At 61.0% G+C, this 19,548-nt stretch carries 16 protein-coding genes and 3 tRNA genes; all 19 read left to right on the plus strand.

Annotated features, from left to right (window positions below; translation table 11 throughout):
- Positions 1-125 precede the first annotated feature (125 nt).
- The 19 genes from leuC to KGA98_RS25695 all read left to right on the plus strand — a co-directional run bounded on the left by leuC (position 126) and on the right by KGA98_RS25695 (position 19,319).
- Positions 126-1,544, plus strand: a complete 1,419-nt coding sequence (gene leuC / locus KGA98_RS25605) for a 3-isopropylmalate dehydratase large subunit (protein ID WP_057715577.1) — start codon at positions 126-128, stop codon at positions 1,542-1,544.
- An 11-nt stretch (positions 1,545-1,555) separates the two neighbouring features.
- Positions 1,556-2,200 carry a 3-isopropylmalate dehydratase small subunit gene (gene leuD, locus KGA98_RS25610; protein ID WP_015095895.1) on the plus strand — a complete coding sequence of 215 codons (645 nt, stop codon included), beginning with the start codon at positions 1,556-1,558 and terminating at the stop codon, positions 2,198-2,200.
- Positions 2,201-2,350: 150 nt separating this feature from the next.
- On the plus strand, positions 2,351-3,118 hold the full coding sequence (locus KGA98_RS25615; protein ID WP_102668757.1) for a class I SAM-dependent methyltransferase: 768 nt from the start codon (positions 2,351-2,353) through the stop codon (positions 3,116-3,118).
- A gap of 50 nt (positions 3,119-3,168) precedes the next feature.
- Positions 3,169-4,251, plus strand: a complete 1,083-nt coding sequence (leuB, locus tag KGA98_RS25620) for a 3-isopropylmalate dehydrogenase (RefSeq protein ID WP_154947647.1) — start codon at positions 3,169-3,171, stop codon at positions 4,249-4,251.
- Positions 4,252-4,317: 66 nt separating this feature from the next.
- A complete protein-coding gene (gene asd, locus KGA98_RS25625) occupies positions 4,318-5,430 on the plus strand; it encodes an aspartate-semialdehyde dehydrogenase (RefSeq protein ID WP_057715575.1) in 1,113 nt (370 codons plus the stop codon).
- A 283-nt stretch (positions 5,431-5,713) separates the two neighbouring features.
- Complete coding sequence (locus KGA98_RS25630) at positions 5,714-6,724, plus strand: aspartate-semialdehyde dehydrogenase (protein ID WP_223504392.1); 1,011 nt, start codon at positions 5,714-5,716, stop codon at positions 6,722-6,724.
- A 206-nt stretch (positions 6,725-6,930) separates the two neighbouring features.
- Positions 6,931-9,540 (plus strand): FimV/HubP family polar landmark protein, encoded by a 2,610-nt coding sequence (locus KGA98_RS25635; protein ID WP_150812502.1) that lies wholly within the window; start codon positions 6,931-6,933, stop codon positions 9,538-9,540.
- Positions 9,541-9,820: 280 nt separating this feature from the next.
- A complete protein-coding gene (gene truA / locus KGA98_RS25640) occupies positions 9,821-10,645 on the plus strand; it encodes a tRNA pseudouridine(38-40) synthase TruA (RefSeq protein ID WP_032829430.1) in 825 nt (274 codons plus the stop codon).
- 63 nt (positions 10,646-10,708) lie between these two features.
- Entirely contained in the window at positions 10,709-11,335 is a 627-nt protein-coding gene (locus KGA98_RS25645) for a phosphoribosylanthranilate isomerase (protein ID WP_150812503.1), read from the plus strand.
- Between the two features lie 191 nt (positions 11,336-11,526).
- The gene (accD, locus tag KGA98_RS25650) at positions 11,527-12,447 is read left to right on the plus strand and encodes an acetyl-CoA carboxylase, carboxyltransferase subunit beta (RefSeq protein WP_008047319.1); all 921 of its coding nucleotides are present in this window, start codon (positions 11,527-11,529) and stop codon (positions 12,445-12,447) included.
- Positions 12,444-13,751, plus strand: coding sequence for a bifunctional tetrahydrofolate synthase/dihydrofolate synthase (folC, locus tag KGA98_RS25655; RefSeq protein ID WP_150812504.1), 1,308 nt, complete (start codon positions 12,444-12,446; stop codon positions 13,749-13,751). Before accD ends, folC begins: the two co-directional genes overlap by 4 nt.
- Positions 13,735-14,403 carry an SPOR domain-containing protein gene (locus KGA98_RS25660; protein WP_223504394.1) on the plus strand — a complete coding sequence of 223 codons (669 nt, stop codon included), beginning with the start codon at positions 13,735-13,737 and terminating at the stop codon, positions 14,401-14,403. Before folC ends, KGA98_RS25660 begins: the two co-directional genes overlap by 17 nt.
- Positions 14,404-14,501: 98 nt before the next feature.
- Positions 14,502-15,062 (plus strand): CvpA family protein, encoded by a 561-nt coding sequence (locus KGA98_RS25665; RefSeq protein WP_007975669.1) that lies wholly within the window; start codon positions 14,502-14,504, stop codon positions 15,060-15,062.
- A 41-nt stretch (positions 15,063-15,103) separates the two neighbouring features.
- Positions 15,104-16,609 (plus strand): amidophosphoribosyltransferase, encoded by a 1,506-nt coding sequence (gene purF / locus KGA98_RS25670; protein ID WP_007975670.1) that lies wholly within the window; start codon positions 15,104-15,106, stop codon positions 16,607-16,609.
- Positions 16,610-16,690: 81 nt separating this feature from the next.
- Positions 16,691-17,902 carry an O-succinylhomoserine sulfhydrylase gene (locus KGA98_RS25675; protein WP_150812506.1) on the plus strand — a complete coding sequence of 404 codons (1,212 nt, stop codon included), beginning with the start codon at positions 16,691-16,693 and terminating at the stop codon, positions 17,900-17,902.
- A complete protein-coding gene (locus tag KGA98_RS25680; RefSeq protein WP_150812507.1) occupies positions 17,899-18,675 on the plus strand; it encodes an SDR family oxidoreductase in 777 nt (258 codons plus the stop codon). Before KGA98_RS25675 ends, KGA98_RS25680 begins: the two co-directional genes overlap by 4 nt.
- 256 nt (positions 18,676-18,931) lie before the next feature.
- A tRNA-Val gene (locus tag KGA98_RS25685) sits at positions 18,932-19,007 on the plus strand.
- 53 nt (positions 19,008-19,060) lie between these two features.
- Positions 19,061-19,137: transfer RNA gene (locus KGA98_RS25690), tRNA-Asp, on the plus strand.
- A 105-nt stretch (positions 19,138-19,242) separates the two neighbouring features.
- Positions 19,243-19,319, plus strand: a tRNA-Asp gene (locus KGA98_RS25695).
- The last annotated feature ends 229 nt before the right edge of the window (positions 19,320-19,548 follow it).

The raw sequence follows: 19,548 nt of genomic DNA on the forward strand, positions 1-19,548 counted from the left end.
AAAGCATAAAAAATATGAATTTGAGTTATTTAATGTAACCCCATAGGATCAGCCTCACAAGCCAAGGGGTTATTGAGTCGCTCAAGACCCAGGGCATAGAAACAAGCTGATGAGGAAACCGTCTGATGGCCGGCAAAACGCTCTACGACAAGCTCTGGGATTCGCATTTGGTCAAGCAGCGCGACGATGGCTCTGCGCTGATCTACATCGATCGTCACATCATCCACGAAGTGACCTCGCCGCAAGCCTTCGAAGGCCTGCGTCTGGCCGGGCGCAAGCCATGGCGCATCGATGCCAACATCGCGACCCCGGACCACAACGTACCGACCACGCCGGAGCGCAAGGGCGGCATCGACGCCATCGTTGACCAGGTTTCGCGCCTGCAAGTCCAGACCCTCGATGACAACTGCGATGAATACGGCATTGTCGAGTTCAAGATGAACGACGTTCGCCAGGGCATCGTCCATGTCATCGGCCCGGAGCAAGGCGCAACCTTGCCCGGCATGACCGTGGTCTGCGGCGACTCCCATACCTCGACCCATGGCGCATTCGGCGCATTGGCTCACGGTATCGGCACTTCCGAGGTCGAGCATGTGCTCGCCACCCAGTGCCTGGTCGCCAAGAAAATGAAAAACATGCTGGTGCGCGTCGAAGGCCAATTGCCGTTCGGCGTGACCGCCAAGGACATCGTGCTCGCGGTGATCGGCAAGATCGGCACCGCCGGCGGTAACGGCCACGCCATCGAGTTCGCCGGCAGCGCGATTCGCGACCTGTCCGTCGAAGGCCGCATGACCATCTGCAACATGTCCATCGAGGCCGGCGCTCGCGTAGGCCTGGTGGCTGCGGACGAAAAAACCGTGGCTTACGTCAAGGGCCGTCCATTTGCCCCGAAAGGCGCGGAATGGGACCTGGCCGTTGAAGCCTGGAAAGACCTGGTGTCTGACGCCGATGCCACGTTTGATACGGTTGTCGAGCTCGATGCGACCCAGATCAAGCCGCAAGTCAGCTGGGGTACTTCGCCTGAGATGGTGCTGGCGGTAGACCAGAACGTGCCGGATCCTGCGAAGGAAATGGACCTGGTCAAGCGCGACTCCATCGTCCGTGCCTTGAAGTACATGGGTTTGACCGCCAATCAGGCGATCACCGACATTCAGCTCGACCGTGTGTTCATCGGTTCCTGCACCAACTCGCGGATCGAAGACCTGCGTGCGGCGGCCGTGATCGCCAAGGGCCGTAAAGTGGCCTCGACCATCAAGCAGGCTATCGTGGTGCCGGGCTCGGGCCTGGTTAAAGCCCAGGCTGAATCGGAAGGCCTGGACAAGATTTTCCTCGAAGCCGGTTTCGAATGGCGTGAGCCGGGTTGCTCGATGTGCCTGGCGATGAACCCGGACCGCCTGGAGTCCGGTGAGCATTGCGCCTCGACCTCCAACCGTAACTTCGAAGGCCGTCAGGGTGCCGGTGGTCGTACTCACCTCGTCAGCCCGGCCATGGCCGCGGCCGCTGCTATAAACGGTCGTTTCGTCGACGTCCGTGAATTGATCTGAAGGAGCGCAGCATGAAAGCTTTTACCCAGCACACTGGTCTTGTCGCGCCTTTGGATCGTGCCAACGTCGACACCGACCAGATCATCCCGAAGCAGTTCTTGAAGTCGATCAAGCGCACGGGCTTTGGCCCGAACCTGTTCGATGAATGGCGCTACCTGGATGTGGGCCAGCCTTACCAGGACAACTCCAAGCGTCCGCTGAACAAGGACTTCGTCCTCAACGCCGAACGTTACCAGGGCGCCAGCGTGTTGCTGGCCCGCGAGAACTTCGGTTGCGGCTCCAGCCGTGAACACGCGCCGTGGGCGCTGGAAGAGTACGGTTTCCGCAGCATCATCGCGCCGAGCTATGCCGACATCTTCTTCAACAACAGCTTCAAGAACGGCTTGCTGCCGATCATCTTGAGCGACGCCGAAGTCGACGAACTGTTCCAGCAGGTCGAGGCCAATCCGGGCTATCAGTTGCAGGTTGACCTGCAGGCCCAGACCGTGACCCGTCCGGATGGCAAGGTGTTGAGCTTTGAGATTGATGCGTTTCGCAAGCATTGCCTGTTGAACGGCCTGGACGATATCGGCCTGACCTTGCAGGACGGCGATGCGATTGCGGCATTTGAGGCCAAGCATCGTGCGAGCCAGCCTTGGTTGTTTCGCGACGCTTGAATGATTCGAGATTGATGTAGTCAGGGCCGGCCTCTTCGCGAGCAAGCCCGCTCCCACATTCTGAAATGCATACCAATGTGGGAGCGGGCTTGCTCGCGAAGACGGCAGCCCAGACACCACAAGGCTAAAACCTGAAAAAGGAAGTCCCTCATGACCAGCACCGCCCAGCACAGCCAGGTAGTCCAGAAGCAATTCGGTGAACAGGCCTCGGCCTACCTGAGCAGCGCCGTACACGCTCAAGGCACCGAATTCGCGCTGCTACAGGCCGAACTGGCGGGGCAGGGCGAGGCCAGGGTCCTGGATCTGGGTTGCGGCGCAGGTCACGTGAGTTTTCACGTAGCCTCATTGGTGAAAGAGGTGGTGGCCTACGACCTGTCGCAGCAAATGCTCGACGTGGTCGCTGCCGCTGCTGTCGACCGTGGCTTGAGCAACGTAACCACGGTCAACGGTGCCGCCGAGCGCCTGCCGTTCGCCGATGGCGAATTCGATTTCGTCTTCAGCCGCTATTCGGCGCACCATTGGAGCGACCTGGGCGTGGCCCTGCGGGAGGTGCGTCGAGTCCTGAAGCCGGGCGGTGTGGCGGCGTTCGTCGACGTGTTGTCACCGGGTAGCCCGCTGTTCGACACTTACCTGCAAAGCGTCGAAGTGCTGCGCGATACCAGCCATGTGCGCGATTATTCCGCTGGCGAGTGGTTGCGCCAGGTCAGCGAGGCGGGGCTGCACACCCGCAGTACCACCCGTCAGCGCTTGCGCCTGGAATACAACAGCTGGGTCGAGCGCATGCGCACACCGCAAGTGATGCGCGCGGCGATCCGCGAGTTGCAGCAGTCGATGGGCAATGAAGTACGCGAATATTTTGAGATTGAGGCCGATGGTTCGTTCAGTACGGATGTGCTGGTACTGATGGCCGAGCGATAGAATTTTTCCGGGTGCGCCCAAGGCGCACCGACTGATGACATGAGGAAAGCATGAGCAAGCAGATTCTGATTCTCCCAGGTGACGGTATTGGCCCGGAAATCATGGCCGAAGCGGTCAAGGTGCTGGAATTGGCCAGCGACAAGTTCGCCCTGGGTTTCGAACTGAGCTTTGATGTGATCGGTGGCGCTGCCATCGACAAGCACGGCGTGCCGTTGGCCGACGAGACCCTGGAGCGTGCCCGCGCGGCCGACGCCGTGTTGCTGGGCGCCGTTGGCGGCCCGAAATGGGATGCCATCGAACGTGACATCCGCCCTGAACGCGGTCTGCTGAAAATCCGTGCGCAACTGGGCCTGTTCGGCAACCTGCGTCCGGCGATCCTGTACCCGCAACTGGCCGAGGCTTCCAGCCTGAAGCCGGAAATCGTGGCCGGCCTGGACATCCTGATCGTTCGCGAGCTGACCGGCGGCATCTACTTCGGCGCGCCTCGTGGTACCCGTACCCTGGAAAACGGCGAGCGTCAGTCCTATGACACCCTGCCGTACAGCGAAAGCGAAATCCGCCGCATCGCCCGTGTCGGTTTCGACATGGCCATGGTCCGTGGCAAGAAGCTGTGCTCGGTGGACAAGGCCAACGTACTGGCTTCCAGCCAACTGTGGCGTGAAGTGGTCGAACAAGTGGCCAAGGATTATCCTCAAGTCGAACTGAGCCACATGTACGTCGACAACGCCGCGATGCAGCTGGTGCGCGCACCGAAGCAGTTCGACGTGATCGTTACCGACAACATGTTCGGCGACATCCTGTCCGACCAGGCCTCGATGCTCACCGGTTCCATCGGCATGCTGCCGTCGGCGTCCCTGGACACCAACAACAAGGGCATGTACGAGCCGTGCCACGGTTCGGCCCCGGACATCGCGGGCAAGGGCATCGCCAACCCGCTGGCGACCATTTTGTCGGTGTCGATGATGTTGCGTTACAGCTTCAACCAGCAGGCCGCGGCCGATGCCATCGAGAAAGCCGTCAGCCTGGTGCTGGATCAGGGCTTGCGCACCGGTGACATCTGGTCGGCCGGTTGCACTAAAGTCGGTACGCAGGAAATGGGTGACGCAGTAGTCGCCGCGCTGCGGAATCTGTAATCTCTCGGGCCCGCTGCCAAATTCAAGACAAGGCAGCGGCCCACATTTCAAGAAGGTGTAGTTGCGATGAAACGTGTAGGTCTGATCGGTTGGCGCGGCATGGTCGGTTCCGTGCTCATGCAGCGGATGCTGGAAGAGCAGGATTTCGATCTTATCGAGCCGGTGTTTTTCACCACTTCCAATGTCGGTGGCCAAGGCCCGTCCGTGGGCAAGGACATTGCTCCGCTCAAGGACGCTTACAGCATTGAAGAGCTGAAAACCCTCGACGTGATTCTGACCTGCCAGGGTGGCGACTACACCAGCGAAGTCTTCCCCAAGCTGCGTGAAGCCGGCTGGCAGGGTTACTGGATCGACGCCGCTTCCAGCCTGCGTATGCAGGATGACGCGGTGATCGTTCTGGATCCGGTCAACCGCAAGGTCATCGACCAGCAACTGGACGCGGGCACCAAGAACTACATCGGCGGCAACTGCACCGTCAGCCTGATGCTGATGGGCCTCGGTGGCCTGTTCGAAGCTGGCCTGGTGGAGTGGATGAGCGCCATGACCTATCAGGCGGCCTCCGGTGCCGGCGCGCAGAACATGCGTGAACTGATCAAGCAAATGGGCGCGACCCACGCCGCTGTTGCCGATCAACTGGCCGATCCGGCCAGCGCGATCCTCGACATCGACCGCCGTGTGGCTGAAGCCATGCGCAGCGACGCTTACCCGACTGAAAACTTCGGCGTACCGTTGGCCGGCAGCCTGATCCCGTGGATCGACAAGGAACTGCCGAACGGTCAGAGCCGCGAAGAGTGGAAGGCCCAGGCCGAGACCAACAAGATCCTCGGTCGCTTCAAGAGCCCGATCCCGGTCGATGGCATCTGCGTGCGCATCGGCGCCATGCGCTGCCACAGCCAGGCGCTGACCATCAAGCTGAACAAAGACGTACCGATCGCTGATATCGAAGGTTTGATCAGCCAGCACAACCCTTGGGTCAAGCTGGTGCCGAACAACCGCGAAACCAGCATTCAGGAGCTGAGCCCGAACAAGGTTACCGGCACCCTGAACATCCCGGTTGGTCGTCTGCGCAAGCTGAACATGGGCTCGCAATTTGTCGGCGCGTTCACCGTCGGCGACCAGTTGCTATGGGGCGCGGCCGAACCGCTGCGTCGCATGCTGCGGATCCTGCTCGAGCGTTGATCGGTTGATGCAATGAAAGAACCCGCGCCTTGAAAGAGGCGCGGGTTTTTTTATTCCTGACAGTCTGAAAGTTATTGATTGCCCATACTGGCCTCTTCGCGGGCAAGCCCGCTCCCACAGTGTTCGGTGTCGAGCACAAGGTTTGTGTGCACAACTGAAACCTGTGGGAGCGGGCTTGCCCGCGAAGGGGCCGGTACAGCCGCAGCAAATTTCCGGCAGAATTGCCTGCATGCCCCCCACCCGGTAAAGTGCCGCTCCCCCCGTTTCGCCAGAGGTAAAACCCATGAGCCAGACCATTGATATTGCCGTGATCGGCGCCACCGGTACTGTCGGCGAAACACTTGTGCAGATTCTCGAAGAGCGCGATTTCCCGATCGGTAACCTGCACCTGTTGGCCAGCAGCGAGTCGGCCGGCAGTTCGGTGCCGTTTCGCGGCAAGAACGTGCGGGTGCGGGAAGTCGATCAGTTCGACTTCAGCAAGGTGCAGTTGGCATTCTTTGCCGCCGACCCGGCGGTTTCGTTGAGTTTCGCTTCCCGCGCGACCGATGCCGGTTGCTCGGTTATCGATCTCTCCGGTGCCCTGCCGGCCGAAAAGGCGCCACAGGTTGTGCCTGAAGCCAATGCCCAGGTGTTGGCCGGCTTGAACAAACCCTTTCAGGTCAGCAGTCCAAGCCCGTCGGCCACCACGCTGGCGGTGGTGCTGGCGCCACTGATGGATTTGCTTGATTTGCAGCGCATCAGCCTGACCGCCAGCCTGGCGGTATCGGCCCAGGGCCGCGAAGCCGTGAGTGAGCTCGCCCGGCAAACCGCCGAACTGCTGAATGTGCGGCCGCTGGAGCCGAAATTCTTTGATCGGCAGATGGCCTTCAACCTGTTGGCCCAGGTCGGTAAACCGGATGAGCAAGGTCATACGCTGCTGGAAAAACGCCTGGTGCGTGAGCTGCGCCAGGTCATGGCGCGGCCTTCATTGAAGATTTCCGTCACTTGCATTCAAGCCCCGGTGTTTTTTGGCGATAGCTATAGCGTGACCCTGCAGTCCGCGAGTGAAATCGACCTGGGGAAAATCAATGCGGCCCTGGAAGACGCACCCGGCATCGAACTGGTGGAAGCCGGTGATTACCCGACCCCGGTGGGCGATGCGGTAGGGCAGGATGTGGTCTACGTTGGTCGGGTTCGCCATGGTATTGACGACCCGTCGGAACTTAATCTGTGGCTGACGTCAGATAACGTACGCAAAGGCGCGGCGCTCAACGCTGTGCAGCTGGCCGAGTTGTTGATAAAAGACCTGCTGTAAAAGATACTTTGCAACAATTTGTCGAATGATTCCGCGCGAGCCTATGCTTGCCGGAGTGCTGAAGGCAGAGCCACTCTGCGGGGCTTTGCCGGGCATCAATGAAATGACCGCGCGCGACGACCCTCGCCGTTGCGTGCAATGCCTTACGGCAGCGACTATCAATACCTTCTCGCTGGCCGAGGAATGTTCAAACTAAGGATGAGCTAATGGTTCAAGTTCGCAAACTGGTGTTAGCAATAGCGGCCGCCTCGGCGCTGTCCTCCGGTATGGCGCATGCCCTCGGGCTCGGGGAGTTGACCCTGAAATCGACGCTCAACCAGCCGCTGGTAGCGGAAATCGAGCTGCTAGATGTCAAGGATCTCACCGCCGCCGAAGTGGTACCGAGCCTGGCCTCACCAGACGATTTCGCCAAGGCCGGTGTCGACCGCCAGGCGTTTCTCAACGACTTGACCTTCACCCCGGTGCTCAACGCCAGCGGCAAAAGCATCCTGCGCGTGACCTCCAGCAAGCCACTTTCCGAACCCATGGTGAAGTTCCTGGTTCAGGTCATGTGGCCGAACGGCCGCTTGCTGCGCGACTACAGTGTGCTGCTCGATCCGTCCAAATTCTCGCCGCAAACCGCTGAAGCGGCTGCGCAGCCGACCTCGACGGTTGCCGCGCCCGTCACCGGTGCGACCAAACCGTCCCAATACACCACCACGCCGCGCGATACCCTGTGGGAAATCGCCGCAAAGGCGCGTAATGGCGGTTCGATCCAGCAAACCATGCTGGCCATCCAGGCGTTGAACCCGGATGCCTTTATCGACGGCAACATCAATCGCCTGAAAACCGGCCAGGTGCTGCGCATGCCTGACCAGGCGCAGAGCACTGGCCTGCCGCAAGCCAAGGCCATTGCCGAAGTGGCCGCACAGAACAAGGCCTGGCGCCAGGGTCGCCGCTATGTGGCAAAACCCGGGGCAGGGCAGCAACAGCTCGACGCCACCAATCGCGCTCGTACCGAGGGTGCTCCGGCGCAAGCGGCCACCGACAAGTTGAGCCTGGTGTCTGCCGAGTCCGGCAAGAACCCTGGCAAAGGGGCTGCCGGAGATGCCAAGGCCCTCAGCAACAAGCTGGCGGTGACCCAGGAAAGCCTCGACACCAGTCGTCGTGATAACGCCGAACTGAAAAGCCGCATGGCCGATCTGCAAAGCCAGGTAGACAAGCTGCAGCGCCTGATCGAGTTGAAGAACAACCAACTGGCCAAGTTGCAAACCGAGGGCGCTGCGGCTGCTCCAGCGGCTGCGACCGCGCCGGCAATGTCGGCCGAGCTGGCTGCCAACCCGGAGGCAGCGCCTGCACCGGTTGCCGCTGCGCCTGCCCCTGAGGCAACGCCCGCGCCAGCCGAGAAGCCCGTCGAGGCGACACCGGCGGCATCTGACGATCAGAAGTTCAATGAATTGCTGACCAATCCGCTGCTGCTGGGCCTGGTCGGTGGCGGTGCGGTGATTCTCCTGCTCCTGCTGCTGTTGCTGGCGCGTCGACGCAAAGCCCAGCAAGCAGCCGAGAAACATCTGCGCATGGCCCGTGCCTTGGCCGAAGATCAGCCGTTCTCGGCCGATTTCGACTTGCCGGAAAGCAGCTTCGAAGGCCTGGAAGTTCCGCCGCCGAGCGTGAAGCTGGCGACTGCCCCGACGCCTGCTCCCGCGCCAGCGCCGGTGGTTGCTCCGGTGGTGATGACCACGCCGATCGCCGCACCATTGGTGGCGCCGGCTGCCGAGCGTTCCGACGACGTGCTGGGTCAGGCTCAGTCGCACATCAATGCCGGTCGCCTGAACCAGGCCGCCGCGTTGCTGGAGGACGGCGTCAAGCAAGAGCCCAAGCGCAGCGATCTGCGCTTGAAACTGATGGAAGTCTACGGCCAGCAAGGCGACCGCGATGCGTTCGTCGGCCAGGAGCGTCAGTTGGTGGCTAATGGCGACAACTTCGCCCAGGTTGAAAAACTCAAAAGTCGCTTCCCGGCCATGGCGCTGGTGGCTGCCGGTGGCATCGCCGCGGCCGCCGTTGCTGCCGAGCTGGACGCGCAATACGTCAAGGAGCTGTTGCTCGATGAGCCGCAAGCACCGGCGCCAGAACCAGAACCAGCACCGTTCGAGGATGACCTCGACAGCGCCTTCGACCTGAGCCTGGATGATCTGGACGCGATTACGCCTTTGGCGCCTGCACCTGCACCTGCAGCGGAGCCTGAAGTGGCGGCGTTGCCAGACCTTGGTGAGTTCCCGCTGGACGACGATCTGAGCTTTGAGTCGGTGTTGCAGCAGCAGACTGAAATCAAGGAAAACCTCGACGATCTGTCGGACTTCGACCTCGACCTGGATCTCGGTGCGCAACCGTCGCCGGCGATGCTGGCTGAAGACGATTTTCTGCTGGATCTGGATGAGGGCGTGAAGGATTTCCCGGTTGCCGAAACCCCGGCTGTTCCTGAGGTCGCGCTGGATGATCTGGAGTTGCCGGCCGATTTCGATCTGTCGCTGGCCGAGGAACTGGACGCGCCGGATGCGTTCGCGGCAGAGCTGGATGATGTCAACGCCGAACTGGAGAGCTTGTCCAACAGCATCGGCGAGCCGACCTTTACCGAAGCTGATGCCGCGCTGGATAGCGATGATGACTTCGACTTCCTCTCGGGTACTGACGAAGCCGCTACCAAGCTCGATCTGGCTCAGGCCTATATCGACATGGGCGACAGCGACGGTGCTCGCGACATCCTCAATGAGGTGGTAAGCGAAGGCAGTGCCGAGCAGAAGAGTGAAGCCGCGGAGATGCTTTCGCGCCTGGCTTGATTGATCGGCAGGTTGAAAAAAAGCGGCAGCCCATTGAGGCTGCCGTTTTTGTTTGGCTCATTAATTGATGTTGTTTGCTTGGGCCTCATCGCGGGCAAGCCTGCTCCCACAGAGATTTGTGTCGTTCACAAAACCTGTGGGAGCGGGCTTGCCCGCGATGAGGCCGGGACAGTCAATGGAGAACTCTCTGGCATCCCCGCCCGGCGGCCTTATAATGCCCGCCTTTGGTACATCATCAGGCTGTCCCTCCTTGGCAAATATAGATAACCCGGCCGCCGAAATGGCAGCCGACGGCTTTTTCCGGATCGCGCTGGGCGTCGAATACAAAGGCTCGCGCTACCGCGGCTGGCAGCGCCAGGCGTCCGGGGTGCTCACCGTGCAGGAAACCCTCGAAAACGCCTTGTCCAAAGTCGCCGACTCGCCCGTTTCGCTGATGTGCGCCGGGCGTACCGACGCCGGGGTGCATGCCTGCGGACAAGTGGTGCATTTCGACACTCAGGTCGAGCGCTCGATGAAGGCCTGGACCATGGGCGCCAACATCAACTTGCCCCATGACGTCAGTGTCAGTTGGGCCAAGGTCATGCCGGCGCATTTCCATGCGCGGTTCAAGGCCATTGCCCGGCGTTATCGCTACGTGATCTACAACGATCAGATCCGCCCGGCGCACTTGAACGAAGAGGTGACCTGGAACCACCGTCCGCTGGACGTCGAGCGCATGGCCGAGGCCGCCCAGTACCTGCTTGGCACCCATGATTTCAGCGCTTTTCGCGCCGGTCAGTGCCAGGCCAAGTCGCCGATCAAAGAATTGCATCACCTGCGCGTTACCCGTCACGGCAAGATGATCGTGCTGGATATTCGCGCCAGCGCCTTCCTGCATCATATGGTGCGCAACATTGCCGGTGTGCTGATGACCATTGGCGCCGGAGAGCGGCCGGTGGAGTGGATGAAAGAGGTGCTGGAGAGCCGGATTCGACGGACCGGTGGCGTGACCGCGCATCCATTCGGCTTGTATCTGGTTCAGGTCGAGTACCGTGACGAGTTCGAGTTGCCCGAGCGCTACATCGGTCCGCACTTCCTGACCGGCTTCTCGGAACTTGGCGGCTGACGCCCTCGAACGCTTTTGTTACCATCCGGGACTTTCCCGGATTTGTCTTGGAGTTGTATCGACATGTCAGCCGTTCGCAGCAAGATCTGTGGGATTACCCGCATAGAGGATGCGTTGGCAGCCGTCGAGGCCGGGGCGGATGCCATCGGATTCGTGTTCTACGCCAAAAGCCCCCGTGCGGTGACGGTCCAGCAGGCGCGCTCGATCATCAAGGCGCTGCCGCCGTTCGTGACCACCGTGGGCTTGTTCGTCAATGCCAGCCGTTGCGAGCTGGGGGAAATCCTCGACGCCGTGCCGCTGGACCTGTTGCAGTTCCATGGCGACGAAACCGCCGCTGAGTGCGAAGGCTGGCACCGGCCGTACATCAAGGCATTGCGGGTCAAGGCCGGTGATGACATCGCAGCGGCCTGCGATGCTTATGCCAGCGCCAGCGGAATCTTGCTCGATACCTATGTCGAAGGCGTTCCCGGAGGAACCGGGGAGGCGTTTGACTGGTCACTGATACCGCAAGGCCTGAGCAAGCCGGTCATTCTGGCGGGCGGTCTGACGCCGGATAACGTCGCCGAGGCGGTTGCGCGCGTTCGGCCTTACGCCGTGGATGTCAGTGGCGGGGTGGAGGCGAGCAAGGGCATCAAGGATCACGCAAAGATTCAGGCATTTATCAAAGCGGTACGTGGTAGCACCCGTTGATGTGACGGCTGGCAGTCTGCCGCCGTCCACTGCACTGTACAAAACGGCTGAGGGTTATGGGGTGGTACGCAGGTCACGTTTCGCTGACCCGGCCATTCACTGATCATCGCCGCACACATGAATTTAGCGCTAGGGCATACACGGGGCCGCGAACCAGAGCGTTCGGGCCGCCGGTACTGGAGAAAGAAAGCATGAGCAACTGGTTAGTAGACAAACTGATCCCTTCGATCATGCGTTCCGAGGTCAAGAAGAGCTCGGTGCCTGAAGGTCTTTGGCACAAATGCCCGTCTTGCGAGGCTGTGCTGTATCGTCCGGAGCTGGAAAAGACCCTGGACGTTTGCCCCAAGTGCAACCATCACATGCGTATCGGCGCCCGCGCCCGTATCGACATCTTCCTCGATGTTGAAGGCCGTGCCGAGCTGGGTGCAGACCTGGAACCGGTTGACCGTCTGAAATTCCGCGACGGCAAGAAGTACAAGGACCGCCTGACCGCTGCACAAAAGCAGACTGGCGAAAAAGACGCACTGGTTTCCATGAGCGGCACTTTGCTGGGCATGCCGGTCGTGGTTTCGGCGTTCGAATTTTCCTTCATGGGCGGTTCGATGGGCGCCATCGTCGGTGAGCGTTTCGTTCGCGCCGCCAACTACGCCCTGGAAAAACGTTGCCCGATGATCTGCTTCGCCGCTTCCGGCGGTGCGCGGATGCAGGAAGCGCTGATTTCCCTGATGCAAATGGCCAAGACCTCCGCGGTGCTGGCCCGTCTGCGTGAAGAGGGCATCCCGTTCATCTCCGTGTTGACCGACCCGGTCTACGGCGGCGTTTCCGCCAGTCTGGCGATGCTGGGCGACGTGATTGTCGGCGAGCCGAAGGCGTTGATCGGTTTTGCCGGTCCGCGTGTGATCGAGCAAACCGTGCGCGAGAAACTGCCGGAAGGCTTCCAGCGCAGCGAGTTCCTGCTGGAGCACGGTGCCATCGACATGATCATCGACCGTCAGGAGCTGCGTCCGCGTCTGGGCAACCTGCTGGCGCAAATGATGGGTCTGCCGACGCCGAAGTTCGTTGCTGCCCCTATCGAGCCGATCGTGGTTCCACCGGTACCCGCCAGCCTATGACCCAACGTACCCTTGGCGAATGGCTCGCCTACCTTGAACAGTTGCACCCTTCGGCCATCGACATGGGCCTGGAGCGATCGCAGCAGGTAGCGTCCCGTATGGGACTGGGCAAGCCGGCGCCTCGGGTGATCACGGTCACCGGGACCAACGGCAAGGGTTCCACCTGTGCGTTCGTGGCGTCCTTGCTACGGGCCCAGGGCTTGAAAGTGGGGGTGTACAACTCCCCACACCTGCTGCGTTACAACGAGCGGGTAACCGTCAATGGCGTCGAAGCCACGGATGCCGAGCTGTGCGAGGCCTTTGCCGCGGTAGAGGCCGGGCGCGGCGACACGTCCCTGACTTACTTCGAAATGGGCACCCTGGCGGCATTCTGGCTGTTCCAGCGCTCCGGGCTCGATGCAGTGGTGCTGGAAGTCGGTCTGGGCGGTCGTCTGGACACGGTCAACGTGGTGGACGCCGACATGGCGCTGGTCACCAGTATCGGCGTCGATCATGCGGATTACCTCGGTGATACCCGGGAGTCCGTGGCCTTCGAGAAGGCCGGTATTTTCCGTCAGGGCGCGCCTGCGCTCTGCGGCGATCTGAATCCTCCACAACCTCTGCTGGACAAGGCGCGCGAGCTCAATTGCCCGTTTTTCCTGCGTGGGCGCGATTTTGACCTTGGTGTGACCGATCACAACTGGCAATGGCGCGGTGTCGATGGGCAAGGGCGCGCGGTGGAGCTGCGCGACCTGCCACTGCTCGATCTACCGATGGAAAACGCCGCGCTGGCGTTGCAGGCTTACCTGGTGCTCGGCTTGCCTTGGGCGGATGCGCAGATTATCGAGGCGCTACGGGCCACCCGGGTGGTCGGTCGCCTGGATCGCCGTGAGTTCGAGTGGCAAGGCAAGCGCTTGAATCTATTGCTGGATGTGGGGCATAACCCCCATGCGGCGGAGTATCTGGCTCGTCGCCTGGCCAGTCGCCCGCCGGTCGGCAAGCGTCTGGCGGTGTTCGGGTTGCTGGCGGACAAAGACCTGGGTGGTGTTGTCGGTGAATTGAATGCTAGTGTCCAGCACTGGGCCGTCGCACCTCTGGATTCGCCTCGGGCACGTTCGGTTGCGGATTTGCACGCCGCGTTGCAAGGTCTTGGTGCGTCGGTCACGTCATACGACAGTGTCGCGGCCGCCCTGGAAGGGCAGTGCGCGCAGGCCACGAGCGACGACGAAATCCTGTTGTTCGGATCATTTTATTGTGTCGCCGAGGCCCTTGAGTGGCTGGCCCGGCGCTCCACGGAGGAAGCGGCAAATGGCATTGCTGGATAAGGCATACAAACAGCGCATGGTTGGCGCCCTGGTGTTGGTCGCGCTGGCGGTGATTTTTCTGCCGATGCTGTTTTCCCGCCAGGACGAACAACGCCAGGTGACGGTCGAAGCGCCCGCGGCTCCGCAGGCGCCGGCGATGCCCCAGGTACAGGTCGAGCCCGTGGCGGTGCCTGAGCCGCAAGCCCTGCCTCAGGAACCCGTGCCGAGCGATGACGAAATCGCCCAGCAGGAATCGGCGGTGCCAGCTGTTCCGGTGGCTCCAGCGCCTGCGGTTCCAGCGCCAGCAGTCAAGCCGGCTGCACCCGCGCCGGTCCCGGCTTTGGCGGCTAAGCCTGCAACGGCGCCTGCCCAGCCGATCACCGCGGCACCGGGCAAGCCGGACACCACGCAAAGCCGTGTCGATGCCAATGGTTTGTCTGTCAGCTGGTCGGTGCAACTGGCCAGCCTGTCGAACCGTGAAAGCGCGGAAAAACTGCAGAAAACCCTGCGCAGCCAGGGTTACAACGCCTACATCCGTACCGCCGACGGCAAAAATCGGGTGTTTGTCGGGCCGCTGATCGAGCGTGCCGAAGCCGACCGGCTGCGTGACTTGCTTAACCGCCAACAGAGCCTCAAGGGGTTTGTGGTGCGCTTTCAACCGGAACGTGGCTAAAACTATCGCCCCGATATGAAATGCACTGACAATCGCAGCTTACCGATAAGCATGGGCTCTGCTAAAATGCGCCGCCTTATCCGTCTGTAGGCTGCACTGTGCCATTTACCTGGGTTGACTGGGCGATCGTTGCAATCGTCGCCATCTCCGCATTGATCAGTCTGAGCCGCGGCTTCGTCAAGGAAGCGCTGTCGCTGCTGACCTGGATCATCGCAGGAGTCGTAGCCTGGATGTTCGGTGGCTCACTGTCCGAGTACCTCGGCGGGTACATTCAAACGCCATCGGCACGTATAATAACGGGCTGTGCCATCATGTTTGTCGCCACTTTAATCGTAGGCGCAATGATCAATTATCTTATCGGCGAACTGGTTCGCGTCACCGGGCTCTCCGGGACCGACCGATTCCTCGGCATGGCCTTCGGCGCCGCCCGTGGCGGGTTGCTGGTGGTTATCGCCGTCGGGCTGTTGAGCCTGGGGCCGGTACAGCAGGACGGGTGGTGGAAAGAGTCACAGCTCGTGCCAAAATTTCTATTGGTTGCAGACTGGTCCAAAAACCTGATCCTCGGGTGGAGCAGTCAGTGGCTTGCCAGCGGAATCAGCGTACCCGCTGATATTCCGTTCAAGGAGCAACTCTTGCCGATGGCCAAAACGCCTCAGTGAGTAGTGCTCAGTTCAGATCCATTAAGTAGGGGTTGCGTCGCATGTGTGGCATCGTCGGTATCGTCGGTAAGTCGAACGTCAATCAGGCGCTGTATGACGCGCTAACCGTCCTCCAGCACCGCGGCCAGGACGCTGCCGGTATCGTGACCAGCCATGATGGCCGGTTATTCCTGCGCAAGGACAACGGCCTGGTGCGTGACGTGTTCCAGCAACGTCACATGCAGCGCCTGGTCGGTCACATGGGTATTGGCCATGTGCGTTATCCAACCGCGGGCAGCTCGACGTCGGCTGAAGCTCAACCGTTTTACGTCAACTCGCCTTACGGCATCACCCTGGCGCACAACGGTAACCTGACCAATGTTGAACAACTGGCCAAGGAGATTTACGAATCTGACCTGCGCCACGTCAACACCAGTTCCGATTCGGAAGTACTGCTCAACGTGTTCGCGCACGAGCTGGCCCAGCGCGGCAAGTTGCAGCCGACCGAAGAAGACGTTTTCGCCGCCGTCACCGACGTGCACAACCGTTGCGTCGGTGGTTATGCCGTCGTAGCGATGATCACCGGCTACGGCATCGTCGGTTTCCGCGACCCGCACGGCATCCGCCCGATCGTTTTCGGCCAGCGTCACACCGACGAAGGCGTCGAGTACATGATCGCCTCGGAAAGCGTTTCCCTGGACGTGCTCGGCTTCACCCTGATTCGCGACCTGGCACCGGGCGAAGCGGTCTACATCACTGAAGAGGGCAAGCTGTACACCCGTCAGTGCGCGACCAACCCGTCCCTGACCCCGTGCATCTTCGAACACGTCTACCTGGCGCGTCCGGACTCGATCATCGATGGCGTTTCGGTCTACAAGGCCCGTCTGCGCATGGGCGAGAAACTCGCCGAGAAGATCCTGCGCGAGCGTCCGGATCACGACATCGACGTGGTCATCCCGATTCCGGACACCAGCCGCACCGCGGCCCTGGAGCTGGCGAACCACCTGGGCGTGAAGTTCCGCGAAGGCTTCGTGAAGAACCGCTACATCGGCCGGACCTTCATCATGCCGGGCCAGGCCGCGCGGAAAAAATCCGTACGCCAGAAGCTCAACGCCATCGAGCTGGAATTCCGCGGCAAGAACGTGATGCTGGTGGACGATTCCATCGTTCGCGGTACCACTTGCAAGCAGATCATCCAGATGGCCCGCGAAGCCGGCGCCAAGAACGTCTACTTCTGCTCCGCGGCGCCAGCGGTTCGCTACCCGAACGTCTACGGCATCGACATGCCGAGCGCTCACGAGCTGATCGCCCACAACCGTTCGACCCAGGACGTGGCAGACCTGATCGGTGCCGACTGGCTGATCTATCAGGACTTGCCTGACTTGATCGAAGCGGTCGGGGGCGGCAAGATCAAGATCGACAAGTTCGATTGCGCGGTGTTCGACGGCCAGTACGTCACCGGCGACGTCGACGAGGCTTATCTGAACAAGATCGAGCAGGCACGCAACGATGCCTCCAAGGTCAAGACGCAGGCAGTCAGTGCGATCATCGATCTGTACAACAACTGAGTAACTACCGGCCCTGAGGGGCCGGTTTTGTATCTGGCAAAAAGACTTTTATCTATCAAGAGCAAGGCAAGGAGTGACAGCATGAGTCAGGATTGGGATGCCGGTCGGCTGGACAGCGACCTCGAAGGCGTAGCGTTCGATACCCTGGCCGTACGTGCCGGTCAGCACCGTACGCCGGAAGGTGAACACGGTGATCCGATGTTCTTCACTTCCAGCTATGTATTCCGTACCGCCGCCGATGCCGCCGCGCGTTTTGCCGGCGAAGTGCCGGGCAACGTCTACTCGCGCTACACCAACCCGACTGTGCGTGCCTTTGAAGAGCGCATTGCCGCGCTGGAAAGCGCCGAGCAGGCGGTGGCCACCGCGACCGGCATGGCCGCGATCATGGCGGTGGTGATGAGCCTGTGCAGCGCCGGCGATCACGTGTTGGTGTCGCGCAGCGTGTTTGGCTCGACCATCAGCCTGTTCGAGAAGTATTTCAAGCGTTTCGGTATCGAAGTCGATTACGTGCCCTTGGCGGACTTGTCCGGCTGGGACGCGGCAATCAAGGCCAACACCAAATTGCTGTTCGTCGAATCGCCGTCCAACCCGCTTGCCGAGCTGGTGGACATTGCTGAACTGGCGAAAATCGCTCACGCCAAAGGCGCGATGCTGGTGGTCGATAACTGCTTCTGCACCCCTGCATTGCAGCAACCGCTTAAAATGGGCGCGGACATCGTCGTGCACTCGGCCACCAAATTCATCGACGGCCAGGGTCGTTGCATGGGCGGCGTCGTGGCCGGTGGCGGCGAGCAGATGAAGGAGGTGGTTGGTTTCTTGCGCACCGCCGGGCCGACCCTGAGCCCGTTCAACGCCTGGATCTTCCTCAAGGGCCTGGAAACGTTGAACCTGCGGATGAAGGCCCATTGCGCCAACGCCCAGCAACTGGCCGAGTGGCTGGAGCAGCAGGACGGTATCGAGAAAGTCCATTACGCCGGCCTCAAGAGCCATCCGCAGCACGAATTGGCGCTGCGCCAGCAGAAGGGGTTCGGTGCGGTCGTCAGTTTTGAGGTCAAGGGCGGCAAAGAGGGCGCCTGGCGCTTTATCGACGCCACGCGCCTGATTTCGATCACCGCCAACCTGGGTGACAGCAAAACCACCATCACCCATCCGAGCACCACCTCCCATGGTCGCCTGGCGCCACAAGAGCGTGAAGCGGCGGGCATTCGTGACAGCCTGATCCGCGTTGCGGTCGGCCTGGAAGACGTGGCGGACCTGCAAGCCGATCTGGCACGCGGCCTGGCTGCGTTGTGATCGAGTTGTCTGCGCCGGCCACCGGCTCAAATGGCCGCGTAGCGCTGGTGACCGGTGCTGCGCGGGGCATTGGCCTGGGGATTTCGGCCTGGCTGATCAGCGAAGGCTGGCAAGTCGTGCTGACGGATCTGGATCGGGAGCGGGGTTCGAAAGTGGCGAAAGTGCTGGGCGACAGCGCCTGGTTCATCGCCATGGATGTCTCCAACGAGGGGCAAGTCGCGCTGGGCGTAGCCGAGGTGCTCGGTCAGTTCGGGCGCCTGGATGCGCTGGTATGCAATGCAGCGGTTGCCGATCCGCACAACATCACCCTGGAAAGCCTCGACCTGGCTCACTGGAATCGGGTGTTGGCGGTGAACCTCAGTGGGCCGATGTTGCTGGCCAAGCACTGTGCACCGTATCTGCGCGCTCACAGCGGCGCCATCGTCAATCTGGCCTCGACCCGCGCCGGGCAGTCGGAGCCCGACACAGAGGCCTATGCGGCGAGCAAGGGCGGTTTGTTGGCCCTGACGCATGCGTTGGCCATCAGCCTTGGCCCGGAGATCCGGGTCAATGCCGTCAGTCCTGGCTGGATCGATGCGCGCGACCCCTCGGTGCAACGTGCCGAACCCTTGACCGAGGCCGATCATGCCCAGCATCCGGCGGGCAGGGTGGGGAAGGTCGAGGATGTCGCGGCGATGGTGGCCTGGCTGCTGTCGAGGAATGCCGGATTTGTCACCGGCCAGGAATTCGTGGTCGATGGCGGCATGACCAAGAAGATGATTTACAGCGAGTAATCGGACAAGGAAGCTGTCTTCAGCATTGATGTTGAAAGTGCCGCCGTCTTCGCGAGCAAGCCCGCTCCCACATTGGATCGTGTTGTGTCTGAAAGAACGCGGTCCAATGTGGGAGCGGGCTTGCTCGCGAAAGCGGTCTGACTGCTGTAGGTGCCCTCCCGATTGAAAGAATTTTGTCTTTTTCAGAAAAACTTCAAGCAGGGTATTGACTTAGGTTCGTTACCTGCGTAAATTTCGCGGCCTCGGAGATGCAAACGGGTGATTAGCTCAGCTGGGAGAGCGTCTGCCTTACAAGCAGAATGTCGGCGGTTCGATCCCGTCATCACCCACCACTTCCGAGATACTTGCGAAAGCAAGAGGTAGGCTGAAATGCCTCCACCGACGCGCAGCGGTAGTTCAGTCGGTTAGAATACCGGCCTGTCACGCCGGGGGTCGCGGGTTCGAGTCCCGTCCGCTGCGCCATATTTTCCGAGTCAGGCATGCCTTGATTCGAGATTGAAAGAGAGATTGAAAAGTCTCGGAGCTTTCAGTCAGACAAGTTACTTGAGCGTCAGCTCAAAGCGATACGCAGCGGTAGTTCAGTCGGTTAGAATACCGGCCTGTCACGCCGGGGGTCGCGGGTTCGAGTCCCGTCCGCTGCGCCATATCTGCCCCGAGGCCCACTGAACGCCTTGGAGCTACGAAGAAGCCACTGGTTACTTCGAGTCGATAGCAAAGACCCTGGTCGAAAGACCGGGGTTTTTTGTTTGTGCGCCAGGCATGGCGCGTTGCGCGTAAGCGCAACCAGCTTGGCTGTGGTGGCCTCGCTGGTGACTTGGAGGTGAAAGTCCTCTACACACCCGGCAAGGGGAAGTGTTAGCCAGAGGCAAGGGT

The sequence above is a fragment of the Pseudomonas sp. BF-R-24 genome (assembly GCF_019947335.1).
GTDB lineage: Bacteria > Pseudomonadota > Gammaproteobacteria > Pseudomonadales > Pseudomonadaceae > Aquipseudomonas > Aquipseudomonas jessenii.

Bases quoted from the DNA above. Each gene is read 5' to 3' on its own strand.
- KGA98_RS25615 (WP_102668757.1), top strand. From the start codon at position 2,351: ATGACCAGCACCGCCCAGCACAGCCAGGTAGTCCAGAAGCAATTCGGT.
- KGA98_RS25645 (WP_150812503.1), top strand. From the start codon at position 10,709: ATGTCAGCCGTTCGCAGCAAGATCTGTGGGATTACCCGCATAGAGGAT.
- leuD (WP_015095895.1), top strand. From the start codon at position 1,556: ATGAAAGCTTTTACCCAGCACACTGGTCTTGTCGCGCCTTTGGATCGT.
- KGA98_RS25630 (WP_223504392.1), top strand. From the start codon at position 5,714: ATGAGCCAGACCATTGATATTGCCGTGATCGGCGCCACCGGTACTGTC.
- KGA98_RS25660 (WP_223504394.1), top strand. From the start codon at position 13,735: ATGGCATTGCTGGATAAGGCATACAAACAGCGCATGGTTGGCGCCCTG.
- accD (WP_008047319.1), top strand. From the start codon at position 11,527: ATGAGCAACTGGTTAGTAGACAAACTGATCCCTTCGATCATGCGTTCC.
- truA (WP_032829430.1), top strand. From the start codon at position 9,821: ATGGCAGCCGACGGCTTTTTCCGGATCGCGCTGGGCGTCGAATACAAA.
- folC (WP_150812504.1), top strand. From the start codon at position 12,444: ATGACCCAACGTACCCTTGGCGAATGGCTCGCCTACCTTGAACAGTTG.
- purF (WP_007975670.1), top strand. From the start codon at position 15,104: ATGTGTGGCATCGTCGGTATCGTCGGTAAGTCGAACGTCAATCAGGCG.
- KGA98_RS25675 (WP_150812506.1), top strand. From the start codon at position 16,691: ATGAGTCAGGATTGGGATGCCGGTCGGCTGGACAGCGACCTCGAAGGC.
- KGA98_RS25635 (WP_150812502.1), top strand. From the start codon at position 6,931: ATGGTTCAAGTTCGCAAACTGGTGTTAGCAATAGCGGCCGCCTCGGCG.
- asd (WP_057715575.1), top strand. From the start codon at position 4,318: ATGAAACGTGTAGGTCTGATCGGTTGGCGCGGCATGGTCGGTTCCGTG.
- leuB (WP_154947647.1), top strand. From the start codon at position 3,169: ATGAGCAAGCAGATTCTGATTCTCCCAGGTGACGGTATTGGCCCGGAA.
- leuC (WP_057715577.1), top strand. From the start codon at position 126: ATGGCCGGCAAAACGCTCTACGACAAGCTCTGGGATTCGCATTTGGTC.